16 protein-coding genes and 1 tRNA gene are annotated in these 15608 nt (G+C 69.4%); 9 read left to right on the top strand and 8 right to left on the bottom strand.

Going from position 1 to position 15608, the window contains the following annotated elements; genetic code table 11:
- Positions 1-120: 120 nt before the first annotated feature.
- Positions 121-645, bottom strand: coding sequence for a hypothetical protein (locus DBR36_RS11940; protein ID WP_146185339.1), 525 nt, complete (start codon positions 643-645; stop codon positions 121-123).
- Between the two features lie 108 nt (positions 646-753).
- Between DBR36_RS11940 and DBR36_RS11935 the strand changes: the two genes are divergently transcribed.
- Positions 754-826 (top strand) — tRNA-Gly (locus tag DBR36_RS11935).
- A gap of 22 nt (positions 827-848) precedes the next feature.
- On the opposite strand, the gene DBR36_RS11930 is transcribed toward DBR36_RS11935, so the two are convergent.
- Together DBR36_RS11930 and DBR36_RS11925 are read right to left on the bottom strand one after the other, a co-directional pair.
- Complete coding sequence (locus DBR36_RS11930; RefSeq protein WP_108319662.1) at positions 849-1484, bottom strand: hypothetical protein; 636 nt, start codon at positions 1482-1484, stop codon at positions 849-851.
- A gap of 30 nt (positions 1485-1514) precedes the next feature.
- Entirely contained in the window at positions 1515-2057 is a 543-nt protein-coding gene (locus DBR36_RS11925; RefSeq protein ID WP_108319660.1) for a gamma carbonic anhydrase family protein, read from the bottom strand.
- A 150-nt stretch (positions 2058-2207) separates the two neighbouring features.
- Here DBR36_RS11925 and DBR36_RS11920 point away from each other — a divergent pair, with 150 nt between their 5' ends.
- From DBR36_RS11920 to DBR36_RS11900, 5 genes are all read left to right on the top strand, one after another.
- Positions 2208-2807 carry an alternate-type signal peptide domain-containing protein gene (locus DBR36_RS11920; RefSeq protein WP_108319658.1) on the top strand — a complete coding sequence of 200 codons (600 nt, stop codon included), beginning with the start codon at positions 2208-2210 and terminating at the stop codon, positions 2805-2807.
- A 10-nt stretch (positions 2808-2817) separates the two neighbouring features.
- Positions 2818-3351 (top strand): hypothetical protein, encoded by a 534-nt coding sequence (locus DBR36_RS11915; protein ID WP_108319656.1) that lies wholly within the window; start codon positions 2818-2820, stop codon positions 3349-3351.
- A gap of 26 nt (positions 3352-3377) precedes the next feature.
- Positions 3378-3860: a hypothetical protein gene (locus DBR36_RS11910; RefSeq protein WP_146185338.1), complete on the top strand. Its 483-nt coding sequence runs from the start codon at positions 3378-3380 to the stop codon at positions 3858-3860.
- Positions 3845-5041 carry a signal peptidase I gene (locus DBR36_RS11905; protein ID WP_108319652.1) on the top strand — a complete coding sequence of 399 codons (1197 nt, stop codon included), beginning with the start codon at positions 3845-3847 and terminating at the stop codon, positions 5039-5041. Before DBR36_RS11910 ends, DBR36_RS11905 begins: the two co-directional genes overlap by 16 nt.
- 111 nt (positions 5042-5152) lie before the next feature.
- Positions 5153-5638: a Dps family protein gene (locus tag DBR36_RS11900; RefSeq protein ID WP_108319650.1), complete on the top strand. Its 486-nt coding sequence runs from the start codon at positions 5153-5155 to the stop codon at positions 5636-5638.
- Between the two features lie 71 nt (positions 5639-5709).
- Here the strand turns inward: DBR36_RS11900 and DBR36_RS11895 are convergent, their stop codons facing one another.
- The 4 genes from DBR36_RS11895 to DBR36_RS11880 all read right to left on the bottom strand — a co-directional run bounded on the left by DBR36_RS11895 (position 5710) and on the right by DBR36_RS11880 (position 9447).
- The gene (locus tag DBR36_RS11895; RefSeq protein ID WP_108319648.1) at positions 5710-7203 is read right to left on the bottom strand and encodes an amidohydrolase; all 1494 of its coding nucleotides are present in this window, start codon (positions 7201-7203) and stop codon (positions 5710-5712) included.
- Positions 7200-7823: an FMN-binding negative transcriptional regulator gene (locus DBR36_RS11890; protein WP_181373575.1), complete on the bottom strand. Its 624-nt coding sequence runs from the start codon at positions 7821-7823 to the stop codon at positions 7200-7202. The genes DBR36_RS11895 and DBR36_RS11890 overlap by 4 nt, the downstream gene beginning before the upstream one ends.
- Before the next feature lie 92 nt (positions 7824-7915).
- Positions 7916-8905 carry an Fpg/Nei family DNA glycosylase gene (locus tag DBR36_RS11885; RefSeq protein WP_108319646.1) on the bottom strand — a complete coding sequence of 330 codons (990 nt, stop codon included), beginning with the start codon at positions 8903-8905 and terminating at the stop codon, positions 7916-7918.
- Positions 8905-9447, bottom strand: coding sequence for a ribose-5-phosphate isomerase (locus DBR36_RS11880; RefSeq protein ID WP_108319644.1), 543 nt, complete (start codon positions 9445-9447; stop codon positions 8905-8907). Before DBR36_RS11880 ends, DBR36_RS11885 begins: the two co-directional genes overlap by 1 nt.
- Before the next feature lie 143 nt (positions 9448-9590).
- Between DBR36_RS11880 and DBR36_RS11875 the strand changes: the two genes are divergently transcribed.
- The gene (locus tag DBR36_RS11875) at positions 9591-10445 is read left to right on the top strand and encodes a hypothetical protein (protein WP_108319642.1); all 855 of its coding nucleotides are present in this window, start codon (positions 9591-9593) and stop codon (positions 10443-10445) included.
- Positions 10446-10496: 51 nt separating this feature from the next.
- Here the strand turns inward: DBR36_RS11875 and DBR36_RS11870 are convergent, their stop codons facing one another.
- The gene (locus DBR36_RS11870) at positions 10497-11684 is read right to left on the bottom strand and encodes a ferrochelatase (RefSeq protein ID WP_108319640.1); all 1188 of its coding nucleotides are present in this window, start codon (positions 11682-11684) and stop codon (positions 10497-10499) included.
- Positions 11685-11835: 151 nt separating this feature from the next.
- On the opposite strand from DBR36_RS11870, the gene pepN reads away from it, so the two are divergent.
- Positions 11836-14385, top strand: a complete 2550-nt coding sequence (gene pepN / locus DBR36_RS11865; RefSeq protein ID WP_108319638.1) for an aminopeptidase N — start codon at positions 11836-11838, stop codon at positions 14383-14385.
- Positions 14386-14496: 111 nt separating this feature from the next.
- A partial coding sequence (locus DBR36_RS11860; RefSeq protein WP_108319636.1) for a mechanosensitive ion channel family protein occupies positions 14497-15608 on the top strand: 1112 nt, incomplete at its 3' end.

Below are 15608 nucleotides of genomic sequence, written 5' to 3'. Positions count from 1 at the left end.
GGCCTACATCGATGGGGCGTGGCGTAACTGCCGCGTCCGCTTCTGGAACGGGTCGGGGTGGCAGTCCTGCCGTCCACGGGCATGGAACGGGTCCGCGTGGGTCAACACGCGCTAGCCCATTCACTCCAATGAGTTGTCCGTCGACTCTTCCTTCACGTTCCATGAACCGAGAGACCATCCCGAGACGTCCCGCAACGCGCCCCGCCACAGCGGAACATTGACGTCCCGGTCTCCATTGAAGATCTTCACATCTTGCATGTGAATGAACCGACGAGCGCGCCCGCTCAGGTCGGCGGCATCACGTCTGTCCCAAACCTCTGCTTGATCCTCCAGAAGAGCCAAGAAGGCCTTCTCGACGGAGTCGCCCAGCTCCGTTGCTCCACCTTCGCGTAGCTGCTCCGCCATGGCCGACACCCAGACTGTCGCGCTGATGACCAGGCCGCTCACCGTTACACCGCCACACTGGAGGGTGACGCCGATCTTTCCTTCGAGGGCTTCGTCTTTGAATCCCACGAAGCTGCTCAGTACCAGATCGAACAGCAGGTCCTTGGAAATGACGTCGTCGTCTGTGTATCCGTCTGGATCGTTGTCTCGGTCGAACCGCTTGACTTGAACATCATCGAGGTCGTTGGTGTCGTCGCTCATGCTGCCCATCATGCCCGAGGCGTGGCCAAAACGTGGCCAATCTGTGGCCAAAACGGGGTACGGTTTGATGCGTAGGAATTGCGCTATTTCGCGAAATGACGCGGGTCCGGGTGGTCGAAAAAGGGCGGGTCATCTGTCTTCCAAACAGATGATGCGAGTTCGATTCTCGTCAGCCCCTCCACTTTTTGACGGCGTCACGTCGCTCAGCGATTCAGGCCGATCCCGCCGAACAGCACGACCGCTGCCGCCGCGACGGCGATCGCCGTCCAAGTAAGCGCGGCCCTCCATCGCGCGGACGTCGCCGACCAGAGTGCGGTGAGGGCGAGGGCGCCCACGAGAATCCACCCGGTGAACGACACCCACCAGACACCCACAGGGTGCGCGTCCGCAGAACGGGCCATCGTGAACCCGAACACCACGGCCAGCGTGACGAACCCGGTCAGCACGAAGGCCGCCCACGCGATCCCCACGACGCATCCCCAGCCCCCCTCGCGCAGTTCGTCGGGCAGCGCGCGGTTCTCGAGGGCTTCCCGCACCGACGCGGGCAGCTCCTGTCCATCGAGAAGTGCGCTCAGCCGTCGAGCGGTCGCCTCGTCGGCGTTCAGACCCCACAGCATCCCGATATAGGCCCTTAGCTCGTCCGCGGACGCACCGTCCGCCAGTCCGACGGCGTAGCGTCCCGCTTGATCGATGTGACCGAGTCGGCGGTAATGGCGGACGATCTCCTGCCGGGTCGCATCGTCCGCGGGATCGTCCCTCAGTCGCGCCTTCCACGCCCCCACTTGTTCTTTGCCGGGCGATGCGTCGACCGACCTGTGATCGGGCACGTCGGAGGGCATTCGCTCATTATGGCCGGGCCTGACCGGGCCTCACTGATCCGCAGGCCGCGCCTCGCCGTGGCGCGCCGAGTGAGACAGGTAGATCTCGGCATTGCGCAACAGGCGGGAACGCTCCTCGGCGGTGAGCGCGCGGCGCACCTTCGCGGGGACTCCGGCGACGAGCGAGCCCTCGGGCACGACGGTGCCCTCGAGAACCACCGCTCCCCCGGCGATCAGGCATCCCGGGCCGATGTCGGCGCCCGACAAAATGACGCTGCCCATCCCCACCAGCGATCCGTCGCCGATCCTGCACCCGTGCACGACCGCGTTGTGGCCCACCGAGACATCGGACCCGACGATGACGGGGTGGTCGGCATCCACGTGCACGGATACGTTGTCCTGCAGATTGCTGCGGGCACCGATCGAGATCGCCGCGCTATCGCCGCGGACGAGGGCGTTGTACCAGACGCTCGCGCCCTCGCTCAGCGTCACGTCACCCACCACTCGGGCCCCGGATGCCACGAACGCGGTCTCGTGCAGGCGGGGCGTTGCGCCGGGGAGCGACAGGATCGAGGCGTCGGGGGCGATCGTCATGGGCCCGAGGCTAGCGCTACCGAGCCCCTACCGAGGACTACGTAGAGGCGCGGAAACCCGGTATGCCCGATCGACGGATCGGTAGTGGCGAACTCTCACCCAACTCATAGTTTCGGTGGCAACACCAGCCGCACGTGCCCAGGAGAAGCCATGTCGCCGTCCACCGAAACCGCAGCCCCGATCCCCGCCACGCGCGCCGCGCGTCGTCCGCGCCACGGAAAGGCGAAGGCGATCCTCGCCATCGCCGCCGGTACCGCCCTGCTCCTCGGTGGAGGGGGGACGTACGCGTACTGGTCCACGACGACCGCCCTGACCACGGGGAGCGTGCAGTCCGGTGACCTCAACCTGACACTGGGCACGAGCGCGTGGAGCCTGAAGGGTGTGCTCGGCTCCGCCATTCCGCTGACGGACCCCACCACGGCCCGGATCGTCCCGGGCGATGTCCTCACGTTGACGCAGCCCGTCACGGTCACGCTGGTCGGCAACACCCTGCAAGCCGATCTCGCAGTGACCCAGGCCGCGAATTTCGTCTCGGGACCTGCCGCGCAGTACGTCAAGGTCGCCGTGAACATCCCCGGCCTCGGTGCGCAGACCGGCACCAACACGTACCGGGTGACGCCCGCCACGGCCGGCACCCTTCAGGCGACGGTGACGGTGACCTTCGATGCGAACACCCCGAACCTCGTCGGCGTCAACACCCCTGTGGACCTCAGCAAGCTGTCGTTCTCGCTCACCCAGGCTTCCAGCTGAGGTAGGTTCCATGCTCCATCGCGACGACAGCACCATGCGTCGCCTGAAGTGGGGTGCCATGCTCGCGGCGGTCCTGGTCCTGGGGACCGGGACCGCCGCCGCGCAGGCGCTCTGGGAGCGATCCGTCGCGCTGAACGCCGGCACCACGACCACGGGATCGCTCGCATTGACGACGCAGTGGACCGGTGAGTGGACGGCGTGGAAGCCTCTCTTCCCTGGCGGAACCAGCGATACGGCGATCCTGCGCGTCACCGAGACAGCGGCATCCGGCACGACCCTGCGATGGCGGGTCACCCCGGCGGTCTCGCTCGGGCTGACCGCCGAGGAGGCCGCTTCCGTGACCACGCAGGTCTTCGTCGGAAACTGCGGTGGTTCAACCACGATCGCCAAGGGCGCGTCGTATGCGCCCGCCGGAGGTTTTCTCCCCGGCGAGTCTGTCGACCTGTGCCTGCGTGTGACGCTGGCGGCGAATGCCTCGAAGGAGCTGCAGAATCGCCCCCTCACTCCGACGCTCAGCGTCGCGGCCGATCAGGTGGTGTCATGAACTCGCCGCGGCGAGGCGTCGTGCGCGTGCTTGCGGCGACCGCGCTGATCACCGCCCTCACGCTGACTCCCGGGATGACACCCGCGACCGCCGCCTGGCAGGTCACGGCATCCGCCCCCTCGTTCGCCCTGTCGACCGGTAGGCTCACCGGTCCCACGCCGGTGGGATGCCAGAGCCAGGGGAGTCTTCTCGAGGGCTACTTCGTCCGACTATCGTGGCCACGCGTTAGCGGAGCCACCTCGTACGAATTGGTGGCGTTGAACACGACGGAGGGAACAAAGGCGCTGGGTTTCAGCCTCGCGGACTCCACCGCTGTAAACGGCATTCTGTCCGCGGACGTCCGGGCCGGGCTCCTGAACCCCATCTTCGCACTGCTGTCCGGGAACCCCACGGTCGCGGTGGTCGCCGTCAACGGTGCCTGGAGGTCCGACCCGAGCTCCGGGACCACGCTCGTTCCGACCGGACTTCTCAGCGGCTTGTTCGGGGGACTCAAATGTCCTCCGGCGTGACCCTGCGCCGCGATCAGCGCGCGGCCGCCCACCCCCGCTCCACTTGGGCTCGCGCTCGAGCGATCATCGGCATCCTGCTGCTGGCCCTCGTCTCGCTGTTCGCCCTGATCACCGTCGTCATCCCGCTGCTGCTCGGCGCGCAGACCTACACGGTGCTGACCGGCAGCATGCAGCCCGGGATGCCGCCCGGAACCCTCATCGCCGTCCGCCCGACGCCGATCGAGGACGTCCGCGTCGGCGACGTGGTGACGTATCAAATCCGATCCGGCGATCCCGCGGTCGTCACGCACCGCGTCGTGGGGACGACCAGCAGCACGGGGGGCGACCGGCTGCTCATCACGCGCGGGGATGCCAACAACACCGACGATCCCCCCGTGCAGACCGAGCAGCTGCGGGGAACGGTGGTGCTCGCCGTCCCCTACCTGGGCTACCCCGGCGTCGTCTTCGGCGGGCAGGAGCGCGGCGCGGTGATCGCCGTGATCGGCGTCGCGGTCGTCGGATACGGCGTCGCCTTGCTCGTCACCGATCTGCTGAGATCGCGCCGCCGCCGCGCGGCTCCGACCGCGGCGGTCGCCCTCGTCGTCGCTCTCGCGACCGCTCCCCTGCTGTCTCCCCCGCCGGCAGTCGCCGTCGACAGCCCCTCGCGGCTGCTGGTCAGCGACGACGGCGTCCGTTTCGTCGCCGACGGCTCGATCCGGGCCTTCGACGCGTCCGACCGCATCGTCCCCGGCGAGACGCAGCGCTCGACGTTGTGGATCCGCAACGCCAGCGCCGATCCCGCGCGGGCGGGGATGCGTCTCGACACGGCACCCGCGTCGACGGACGACGCCGACCGGGCACTCGCCGACGCGTTGCGCCTGGTGGTGGCGACGGCATCCCTCCCCCCGGGAACGCAGTGGGTCAGCGAGGTCATCCCCGCCGGTGGGACGCTGCGAGTCGAGATCGGATTGCGAATGGATGCCGCCGCCGACAACACCTCGCGCGCGGGCGACGCCCTGGTCACCCCGGTGGTGCTGCTCACCGATGCGACCGCCGACGGCTCGTGGGGTGCGGCGGTCCCTCCGGGCCTGCTGCCGTGGACCGGGATCCGGGACACGCCCTTCGGCCTCTTCGTGGCCGTCGGCGGCGCGGTCGTCGCCGTCGGCATCCTGCTGCGGATCAGGCGCGTGCGGGATAGGTGAGGATTGCCTATTAGCCAGGTATTTAGCCGAGCCTCAACTTGCTTGCGGAATGCGAGGGCGTGAGTACGGTTGCATTCAACAGACTTCGTTCGTTGCGAGAAGGAGCATCACATGAGCACCGTTCAGACCCCCGCCGCCACCACCGTCGACCCGACGATGGCCGCCGGCACCGCCCAGTTCCTCTCCCCCGTCGTCATCGGCCTCGAGGCCCTCGTTGTCAACGGCAAGCAGGCGCACTGGCACGTGCGCGGCTCGAACTTCATCGGCGTGCACGAGCTGCTCGACTCGGTCGTCGCTCACGCGCAGGAGTGGTCCGACCTGGCCGCCGAGCGCATCGTCGCCCTGGGTCTGCCCGTCGACTCGCGCCTGTCGACCGTCGCCGCCAAGGCCAAGGCCACCGAGGTGCCCGCCGGCTTCGCGCAGTCCGACGTCATCATCCGCGCGGTGATCGCCGACATCGACGCCGTCCTCGTCGACATCGAGGCCGCCATCGAGGGCCTCGACGAGATCGACATGTCCAGCCAGGACGTCGCGATCGAGATCAAGCGCGGCCTCGACAAGGACCGCTGGTTCCTCTTCGCGCACCTCGCGGCGTAAGCACCGGTTCGACCCGAGGGGGGTGGCGCTTCGGCGTCGCCCCCCTCGTCGTTTCCGCGCAGGCGAGGGGATCAGGCCTGGTGCGTGATCCGGCCGGCGACGAGCGTGGTGCGCACCGGCATAGCCCGCAGCGCCCGCTCGTCGGCCGAGAGCGGGTCGGCATCCACGATGACGAGGTCGGCGAGGGCGCCCGGGGCGATCTCGGCCGCGGCCGTCGACCCGCCGGCGGTGGATGCCGCGATCGCGGTGCCGATGTCGACCCGCTGATGCGGCTGCCAGGGCTCGCGCCCGTCGCGCGTGCGGAAGACCGCCGACGCCATCGCTGCCCACGGGTCGAGCGGCGCCACCGGGGCGTCGGAGCCGAAACGCAGGTTCGCGCCGCTGTCGGCCAGCGCCCGCAGGGGGTAGGGCTGCGCCGACTGCTCGGCCCAGATGGCATCCGTCATGTCCCGATCGTCGAGCGCGTGCTCGGGCTGCACGCTCGCCGCGACACCCAGCCGGGCGAAGCGCGGGATGTCCGCGTGCGCGACGAGCTGGGCGTGCTCGATCGTTCCCACCGCGCCCGTCCGCGCGTACGCGTCGAGGGCGTGACTGTTGGCGACGTCGCCGATGGCGTGGATCGCGCACTCGATCCCGGCCGCCGTGGCGCGCGTCATCATGTCGACGAGGTCGTCGGGAGAGACGGTCAACAGCCCGTGATTGGTCGGATCGCCCGGGTAGTGGTGACCGCACGCCGCGGTGCGCGTGCCGAGCGAACCGTCGGAGATCGCCTTGAGCGGGCCCACCCGGATCAGGTCGTTACGCGCCCCGCGCACGAGGTCTCCCGTGCGCAGCCCCTCGGCGATCGCCCGGTCGAGATGCTGAGGGTAGGTGCCGTACGAGACGCGCAGCACATCGAAACCGCGCGCCGCTCGTCGCTGCCACGGCTCGTCGTTCCACGTCATGTCGAGGTCGACCAGGCCCACGATGCCGCGGGCGGCCGCGGCCCGGGCCATGCGCTCGACGGCGGTGTCGGCGGCATCCGGCTCCACCGCGTTCAGACGGCGCGAGATCTCGAACGCGTCCTCTTCGAGCAGCATCCCGGATGCCGTGGGCGCGAACCGCTCGCGGCGGAAGGCCGCGGAGTTCATCCACACGCTGTGCACGTCGGCGTTGACCAGATACGTCGGCGTCTCGCCGGTGGCGGCATCCAGCAGGTCGAGAGAGGGCGCATCGGGCCACAGACCGTCGCGGAAACCCGCGCCGATCCGCCGGCCGTCGGTCACCAGCGCGGCGGCCATGACGGCGGCGGCCTCGTGCGCCGTCGCCACCTCGCCGAGCGGAACGCGATCGGCGGCGAGAGCCCACTGCAGCACGTGCACGTGGTGGTCCCACAGCCCCGGCAGCAGCCATCCCCCCTCGGCGTCGACGACGAGCCCCGTCGGACGCAGGTTGCCGGTGGGGGCGATGTCGGCGATCACGCCGTCGACGATCTCCAGGTCGACGGGTTCGTCGGTGGGCAGCAGCTCCCGCCCCGGTCCGGCGACGCGGACGGCGCGGATGAACCCGACCTGTTCATCGATCATGCGCGCACCCGCGCATCGGCGGCGCGCTGCATCTCGGCAGCCAGGGCCGGATTGCCCTCCTCGAGCCCGGCGATGATGGTCTCGATCACCTCGGGGCTCCTGTTCTGGCTGAGCTTGCGCTTGGCCGTGACGCGGGTCGGCGTCAGCCGGAAGCCCATCGTTCCCCGCTCGAGGCGCTCGACGAACGCGGCGTCGTTCGGCAGCGCGTACAGGCCCCGGGCGTCCTCTCCCCGACCCTCGAAGCGGTCGACCAGTCGATCCAGGACACGCAGGTTCTCGTCGGCCGAGAGCAGTTCCGGGATGCCGGACAGGTGCGCCGACACGAAGTTCCACGTCGGCACCGCGGGCACGTCGCCGTACCACCGCGGGGTGATGTAGCCGTGCGGCCCTTGGACGACGACCATCAGCTCGCGCTCCCCCAGGCCGAGGATCGCGTCGTCGGGCTTGCCGACGTGACCCACGATCGTCAGGTCTTCGCGGGAGTCGTCGAGCATGACGGCGTAGTGCGACGCGACGAGGCCGTCGTCGGTGTGGCTGACGAGCGTCACCCACGGGTTCAGGTCGATGAGCCGGCGGATCTCGCCGACGTCGGTCATGGCGAAGCTGGGGTTCTGGCGCACCGGATCAGCCTAGAACGCCCCTCGCGTTCGCTTCGACCGGTCCGGCGCCCCGATGTACGCGACGGGGTCGGCGCCTCCGCGGGGCCAGCCCGTCACGCTTGGCAGTTCGGGCACCAGTAGAGCTTGCGTCCCGCGGCCTCTTCCATCACGATCGCCGTCCCGCATACGCGGCACGGCAGCCCCTCGCGGTGGTAGACCCAGTGCCGGTCGGCGCGACGCGCCATCGCTCGGCGGTAGGCGGCCGGGTCGAGGTCGTCCATCGTCATCATCTGGCCGGTCTCGACCCCGATGGGCAGTAGCCTCGCCCAGTCGCGCCACATCTCGCGCACGACCTCTTCGGGCACGTCGCGCCCGGGGGTGTGCGGGTTCTGCCGCGCGCGGAAGAGGATCTCGGCGCGGTAGACGTTGCCGATCCCGCTGACGACCGCCTGGTCCATGAGCAGCAGGCCGATCGGGGTGGGCTTCTTCTTCACCGTCGCGGTGAAGCGCTCCTCGCCCTCGTCGAGGTCGTCCACCAGCGGGTCGGGTCCGAGCTTGTCGATCGTGGCCTGCACCTCGTCGGGCGTCTGCAGCACGCACGCGGTGGGCCCGCGCAGATCGGCGCACGTCGTCTCGGTCAGCAGGCGCAGGCGCACCGCACCCACGGGCTGCGGAGGCCACTCGGACTGCTCTTCGAGGCCGGTCGTCTGCTCCGACATGCGCACGCGGGAACGACGTGGGGCGCCGATCGAGCTGAGCGAGTTCTCGCCCGCGGCATCCATGATCGCCTCGTCGACGACCGTGCCGCGCTGGTTCGTCTGCCCCATCCGGCCGTTCGACGATGCGATGGTGGCGTCGACCGACACGTCGCCTGAGAAGTCCCATGCGCCGTACATGCCGAGATGCACGCGCAGCCACACGTCACCGTCGAAGCGCAGGAACATCTGCTTCGCGACGGCCCGCACCTCGATGGCCTCGCGACCGTCGATCACCTCGGCGCCCTCGACGAACCGCCCCTGGGGACTGGATGCCGCGACCGTGCGGCCCACGATGTTGCGCTCGAACTGGCGGGCGATGCGGTGGACGGAATGCCCTTCGGGCATCAGCCTGCCTCGGGGTCGAACGAGTCGCTGGCGTCGGTCATGGTGTTCTGCTGACGCCCCGCGCGCGGGTCGGGGAGCAGCAGGCCGTCCTGCTCGTACGCGGCCAGCTGGCCGATGCGGCGGGCGTGACGCTCTTCACCCGAGAAGGGCGTCGCGATGAAACGGTCGATGAAGGACGCGGCCTCGTCGAAGGTGTGCTGGCGCGCACCGATCGAGATGACGTTGGCGTCGTTGTGCTCGCGCGCCAGCTCGGCGGTCGAGATGTTCCACACCAGAGCGGCGCGGACGCCCAGCACCTTGTTGGCCGCGATCTGCTCGCCGTTGCCGGAGCCACCGAAAACGACGCCCAGCGCCTCGACGCCTGCCGCCTGGTCGCGCACGACGGCCTGCGCCGCGCGGATGCAGAACGAGGGGTAGTCGTCGAGCGGGTCGTACTCGATCGGACCGTGGTCGACGACCTCGTGCCCCTGCGAGGCGAGGTGGTGCTGGATCTGGGTCGAGAATTCGAGACCGGCGTGATCGGTGCCGAGGTGGATGCGCATGGGGCCAATCCTATTGAGGGCCGCCGACACGGCGGGCGCAGATGACGACGCCGCCTCGGACCCCTCTTGTCGCTAGGCTGCGGTCGTCAACACGGCGGGCACGGTCTCGCCCTTCGCGAGCGGCTGCGCAGAAAGGTCCCTCGATGATCGATACCGACCCCGAATCCTCGTCCCTCTCGACCGGACGGTGGGCGACGGTCGGCTCGCGCTTCGACGAGAGGGACGCCTTGCTTACCTTCATCGAACGGACCGTGTCCGTACCGCTTACGGCGATGGATGCCGCTGTGGTCCTCGTCTGCGCCGCGCTCGGCGTCACGGCGACAGTGGCGGCCGCTCCCCTCTTGCAGTGGTTCGCCCTCGCGGGGGTCGCGATCTATGCGGCCCTCCGGCTGGTGGCGGCACGACGAGAGGCGGACGCGTACGTCGGTCTGAGCACAGAACCGTCGCTGCCCGTCGCGGCCGCCGAGCGCGACATCCTGCCCGTGGAATTGACCGCCCCCTGCGACGCCCGCACCCTCGCCGAGCTCGATGCCGTCGTCCGGGGGCTGCACCCTGCGGTGCGCCTGCGCATCCGGCCCTGGCTCGGTTTCGGCTTCTGGGTGCTGGCCCTCGGGATGGTGATCGCCTCGGTGCTCGCCGCGTCGTCCGCCAGGACGACAGTCTTCGCCTCCGCGCTGCTCGCCACCGCAGCGGCATCCTTCGTTCCGGTCGCCGTCTGGGCCGTGTTCGGGTGGGCCAATCAGCGCCACATTGACGCGATGTTCCGCGAAGTGGACGAGGTGATCGAGAAGAGTGCGCTGCCGATCGGCGACCTTCCCGGCGATGCGGCCCTTCGAGTCGGTGACGACGGTCGCGCGGTCGTGCGACCCGAGCGCTTGACCAGGGGGCTCCGCCCCCGCCGGCGGACAGCGGTGCGCCCTTCGGTCGTCCCGATGATCGTGATCACCACTCTCGTGATGCTTGCCACCTGCTGGCAGGTCGTCGTCTCGGGACTCTGAGAGATGACGACGCCGCCCGCCCCACGACGGGACGGGCGGCGTCTCGGGTCGTCAGGGGCGCAGACCTGCGGCGACGGGCTTGAAGCCGGCGCGGATGTTCTCGCAGCACCCGGGACGGCAGACGTCGTACCAGGGACCCAGGTCGGTCAGGTGCGGGCGCTCGGCCTTCGGCGTGCCGTTCAGGCGCTCCTCGACCAGGTCGATCAGGCCGGACACGTAGGCGGGGTCGATCCCGGGGGTGGGGGTGCGCACGGCCTTGATGCCGGCCTCTTCGGCGGCCTCCATCGCCTCGGTGTCGAGATCCCAGAGCACCTCCATGTGATCGCTGACGAAGCCGAGCGGCACGATCACCACGGCCTCGGCTCCGCGGCCGGGCAGCTCGGCGATGACGTCGTTGACGTCGGGCTCGAGCCAGGGCTGGGTCGGCGGGCCGGAGCGCGACTGGTAGACGAGCTCCCACTCGACGTCGGCGACGGCCGCGGCCACCTCGGCCATCACGAACGCGGCGACGGCCTTGTGCTGGGCCTCGTACGCCCCGCCCTCGCCGAAGTCCACGTCACGGGGACCGGAGCGCTCGGCGTCGGCGGTGGGGATCGAGTGCGTCGAGAAGAGCACGCGGATCTTCTCGGGGGCGATCCCCTCGGCGACGTACGCCGACACGGCATCCGTCACCCCGCGGACGAACGTGGTGACGAAGCCGGGGTGGTCGAAGAACTGGCGGACCTTGTCGATCGTCACCGTCTCGCCCAGACCGGTCGCCTCGAGCACGCGGGCGTAGTCCTCGCGGTACTGCCGGCAGCTCGAGAAGGAGCTGTAGGCGCTCGTCGCGATAGCGATGAGGGTGGTGTCGCCGGCCTGCGCGGCCTCGGTGACGGCCTCTTCGAGGTAGGGCTCCCAGTTGCGGTTGCCCCAGTAGACGGGAAGGTTCAGTCCGCGCTTGGCGATCTCGGCCTCGAGGGCGGCCTTCAGCTCGCGGTTGTGCTGATTGATGGGGCTGACGCCGCCGAAGTGACGGTAGTGGTGAGCGACCTCTTCGAGGCGCTCATCGGGGATGCCGCGCCCGCGCGTCACATTGCGCAGGAACGGGATGACGTCGTCCTGGCCCTCGGGCCCGCCGAAACCGGCGAGGAGGATGCCGTCGTACGCGACGGGCGTCTCGACCCACTTGGGTCCGGATGCCGCCGCGGGCGAGGCGTAGAGGACGGTCTCAGGGCTGGTGTCCGTATCGGTCGTGCTCACGCAGACATCTTCGCACTTGCCCGCACAGCCTGGACGGGGGGTATCTCGACACTAGGCTTATGTGGTTGTCGTCGTCGCCGACGGCGTCCGTCGTCACCCACGCCGGCGCGTCATCCGCGACGATCCCACCCTCATCCCCGGGAGAACGCCAGTGCCAGGAGAGAACCTGACCCGCATCGAGGCGCAGGAGCGCCGCGCGATCGTCGACACGCACGAGTACCACGTGCAGCTCGACCTGACCCGCGGAGACGAGGTGTTCTCGTCGCGGACGGTCGTCACCTTCGCCGCCACCGAGGGAGCGTCCACCTTCATCGACCTCATCGCGCGCGACGTGCACAGCGTCACGCTGAACGGTCGTGAGCTCGACCCCTCGGTCGTCTTCGCCGACTCGCGCATCGCGCTCGACGGACTCGAGGCCTCGAACGAGCTCGTCGTCGAGGCCGACTGCGAGTACACGAACACGGGTGAGGGACTGCACCGCTTCGTCGACCCCGTCGACGGCGAGGTGTACCTCTACTCGCAGTTCGAGGTGCCCGACTCGCGTCGCGTCTTCACGGTCTTCGAGCAGCCCGACCTCAAGGCCGCCTTCACCTTCTCGGTCACGGCGCCCGCGCGGTGGAAGGTCGTCTCCAACTCCCCCACCCCCGAGCCCGTCGCGCTCGAGGGCGACGCCGCGCGCTGGGACTTCCCCGCGACGCCGCGCATCTCTTCGTACATCACCGCGCTGGTCGCCGGCCCCTACGAGGCCACCTACAGCGAGCTGACGAGCGCCGACGGCCGCGTGATCCCGCTCGGCGTCTTCGCCCGCAAGAGCCTGTGGCAGTACCTCGACGCCGACTACGTCTTCGAGAAGACCCGTCAGGGCTTCGCCTACTTCGAGCAGAAGTTCGGCTTCCCCTACCCCTTCGCCAAGTACGACCAGCTCTTCGTCCCCGAGTTCAACGCGGGCGCGATGGAGAACGCCGGTGCGGTGACCTTCACCGAGACGTACGTGTTCCGCTCCAAGGTGACGGATGCCGTCAAGGAGCGCCGCGTCGTGACGATCCTGCACGAGCTGGCGCACATGTGGTTCGGCGACCTGGTCACCATGAAGTGGTGGAACGACCTGTGGCTGAACGAGTCGTTCGCCGAGTGGGCGTCGACGATCGCCACCGCCGAGGCCACCGAGTGGGAGGCCGCCTGGACGACCTTCAACGCGATGGAGAAGACCTGGGCCTACCGTCAGGACCAGCTGCCCTCGACGCACCCCGTGGTCGCCGAGATCAACGATCTCGAGGACGTGCAGGTCAACTTCGACGGCATCACCTACGCCAAGGGCGGGTCGGTCCTCAAGCAGCTCGCCGCGTGGGTCGGCATCGAGCAGTTCTTCGCCGGGGTCGGCGCGTACTTCCAGAAGCACCAGTGGTCGAACACCGAGGTGGGCGACCTGCTCGCCGAGCTCGAGGCCACGAGCGGCCGAGACCTCGGCGACTGGGCGAAGAAGTGGCTCGAGACCGCGGGCGTCAACACCCTCACCCCGCTGATCGAAGAGGGGGCCGACGGCACCATCTCGCGCTTCGCGATCGTGCAGACCGCGCCCAGCGACTACCCCACGATCCGTCCCCACCGCCTCGGCATCGGCTTCTACTCGCTGAACGACGCCGGCGCGCTCGAGCGCGTCCACCACATCGAGCTCGACGTGGACGGCGACCGCACCGAGGTCGCCGAGCTGCGCGGCATCCGTCGCCCCGACCTCGTGCTGCTCAACGACGACGACCTCGCGTACGCCAAGATCCGCCTCGACGAGCGCTCGCTGGCCACCGCGATCGCTCACCTGAAGGACATCTCCGACCCGCTCGCGCGCTCGCTCGTGTGGGGCGCGGCCTGGGATCAGACGCGGGATGCCGAGGCCTCGGCGACCGATTACCTCGACCTCGTGCTGCGCAACATCGGTTCCGAGACCGAGTCGACGACCGTTCGCACGACGCTGGCGCAGCTGCAGCAGGCGGCGAACTCGTACGTCGCCCCGGCGACCCGCGACGCGGCGCGTGCACGGGTCGCCGACGGCCTGTGGGAGCTGGCTCAGGCGGCCGAGGCCGGCAGCGACAGCCAGCTGCAGTTCGTCACGGCGTTCGCCTCGGCGGCGTCCACGCCGGCGCACGCCGAGACCGTCAAGGCCCTGCGCGATGGCACGCTGTCGCTCGACGGTCTCGACATCGACACCGACCTCTCGTGGCAGCTGCTCGTCTCGCTCGCCGCGTCGGGCGTCGTCACCTCCGCCGACATCGACCAGGCACGCGCCGCCGACAACACGGCCAAGGGCGGCGAGTTCGCCGCGATGGCCCAGGCGTCGCTGCCGTCGCACGAAGGAAAGCAGCAGGCGTGGGACTCGCTCATCGCCCGCGCGGACGCACCCAACACGATCGTGCGCTCCACGGCCGCCGGGTTCACGAACCCGACCACGGTCGGCGTGCTGGCCGACTTCGTCGAGCCGTACTTCGACATGTTGCTGCCCATCTGGGAGTCGCGCAGCTACCAGATCGCGAACTACCTCATCGTGGGGCTGTACCCCGCGGCGCTCGCGAACACGGCGCTGCGCGACGCGACGCGTTCGTGGCTGTCGCAGCACAAGGACGCCGCGCCGGCGCTCCGTCGCCTGGTCGGCGAGAACCTCGCCGGTGTCGAGCGGGCGCTCGCCGTGCAGGAGCGCGACGCGCAGTAAGAACGACGGACGACGGATGCCCTCTCCCCACCGGGAGGGGGCATCCGTCGTCCGGGACAGGCGCCGGGGTGTTCAGCCGGCGCCGAGGGTTCGCTCGTTAGTCTGAAACGGATGTCTGTCCTCGCCGAAACCCCCGACCCGAGTCCGACGCCGACCATCACGTCTCCCGCCGACCTGACCAACCCCGACAATCTGAGTTGGTTGGGCGGTCAGCTGCTCGATTTCGGCGGCACCATGCTCAAGGTGCTCGGCGTGATCATCGGCGTCGCCGTCGCCGCGTGGATCCTGCGCGTGATCATCCGCCGCGTCGTCGACCGCATCGTCAACGGCGCCAAGAGCAAAGCGCGCGTCGACGACACGCAGGCCCTCGACCGCTCACCGCTGAGCGCGGTGCGTCTCGTGCAGCGCACGCGCACGCTCGGCACGATCCTGCAGAACATCGTCAACGTGGTGCTCGTCATCGTGGCCCTCGTGTGGGTGGCCTCGATCGTCGCCCCCGACGCCCTGGCATCCCTCACCCTGCTCACCGCGGCTGTCGGTGCCGGTCTGGGCTTCGGCGCGCAGAACATCGTCAAGGACGTGCTGAACGGGATCTTCATCGTCGCCGAGGACCAGATCGGTATCGGCGACGTCGTCGACCTGGGCCTGGCGACGGGCATCGTCGAGTTCGTCAGCGTTCGCATCACGCACGTGCGAGACGTGAACGGGACGCTCTGGTACGTCCGCAACGGAGAGATCACCCGCATCGGCAACATGTCGCAGGGGTGGTCGCGCGTCATCATCGACCTCGCCGTCCCGACCGACGCCGACATCGACGACGTCGAGAAGGCCATGCTGTCGGCCGCGAAGACCATGGCCAAAGAGAACAAGTGGCGCTCGCGCATCATCGAGCAGCCCGAGATCTGGGGGCTGGAGTCGATCAGCGGCGACGCCCTGGTCATCCGGCTCGTCATGAAGACCCGGTCCAGCGCCAAGGATGACGTCGCCCGCGAACTGCGCGCCCGCCTCAAGCGCGCGATCGACGAGCTCGGCATCGCCCTGCCGCACCTCAACTCGATCGTCCTGACCGGCGCCGAGGGGGCGCAGAGCATCCGCGGTGCCCACCCGCCGCAGACGAAGGAGACCGCGCTGCCCTCGGGTGCCGAGCGGCCCGTGTGGCGTCCGCGTCGCCGCCCGAAGGCATCCACCGCCGTGAGCGGTGACGAGACGCCCGAGGACGAGCC

Origin of the sequence: Microbacterium sp. HMWF026, assembly GCF_003061325.1 — a bacterium.
Lineage (GTDB): Bacteria > Actinomycetota > Actinomycetes > Actinomycetales > Microbacteriaceae > Microbacterium > Microbacterium testaceum_E.
Note: the sequence above shows the minus strand (reverse complement) of the source record. Positions and strands in the feature narration are given on the sequence as shown.

Bases quoted from the DNA above. Each gene is read 5' to 3' on its own strand.
- DBR36_RS11940 (WP_146185339.1), bottom strand. From the start codon at position 645: ATGAGCGACGACACCAACGACCTCGATGATGTTCAAGTCAAGCGGTTC.
- DBR36_RS11930 (WP_108319662.1), bottom strand. From the start codon at position 1,484: ATGCCCTCCGACGTGCCCGATCACAGGTCGGTCGACGCATCGCCCGGC.
- DBR36_RS11925 (WP_108319660.1), bottom strand. From the start codon at position 2,057: ATGACGATCGCCCCCGACGCCTCGATCCTGTCGCTCCCCGGCGCAACG.
- DBR36_RS11920 (WP_108319658.1), top strand. From the start codon at position 2,208: ATGTCGCCGTCCACCGAAACCGCAGCCCCGATCCCCGCCACGCGCGCC.
- DBR36_RS11915 (WP_108319656.1), top strand. From the start codon at position 2,818: ATGCTCCATCGCGACGACAGCACCATGCGTCGCCTGAAGTGGGGTGCC.
- DBR36_RS11905 (WP_108319652.1), top strand. From the start codon at position 3,845: ATGTCCTCCGGCGTGACCCTGCGCCGCGATCAGCGCGCGGCCGCCCAC.
- DBR36_RS11900 (WP_108319650.1), top strand. From the start codon at position 5,153: ATGAGCACCGTTCAGACCCCCGCCGCCACCACCGTCGACCCGACGATG.
- DBR36_RS11895 (WP_108319648.1), bottom strand. From the start codon at position 7,203: ATGATCGATGAACAGGTCGGGTTCATCCGCGCCGTCCGCGTCGCCGGA.
- DBR36_RS11885 (WP_108319646.1), bottom strand. From the start codon at position 8,905: ATGCCCGAAGGGCATTCCGTCCACCGCATCGCCCGCCAGTTCGAGCGC.
- DBR36_RS11880 (WP_108319644.1), bottom strand. From the start codon at position 9,447: ATGCGCATCCACCTCGGCACCGATCACGCCGGTCTCGAATTCTCGACC.
- DBR36_RS11875 (WP_108319642.1), top strand. From the start codon at position 9,591: ATGATCGATACCGACCCCGAATCCTCGTCCCTCTCGACCGGACGGTGG.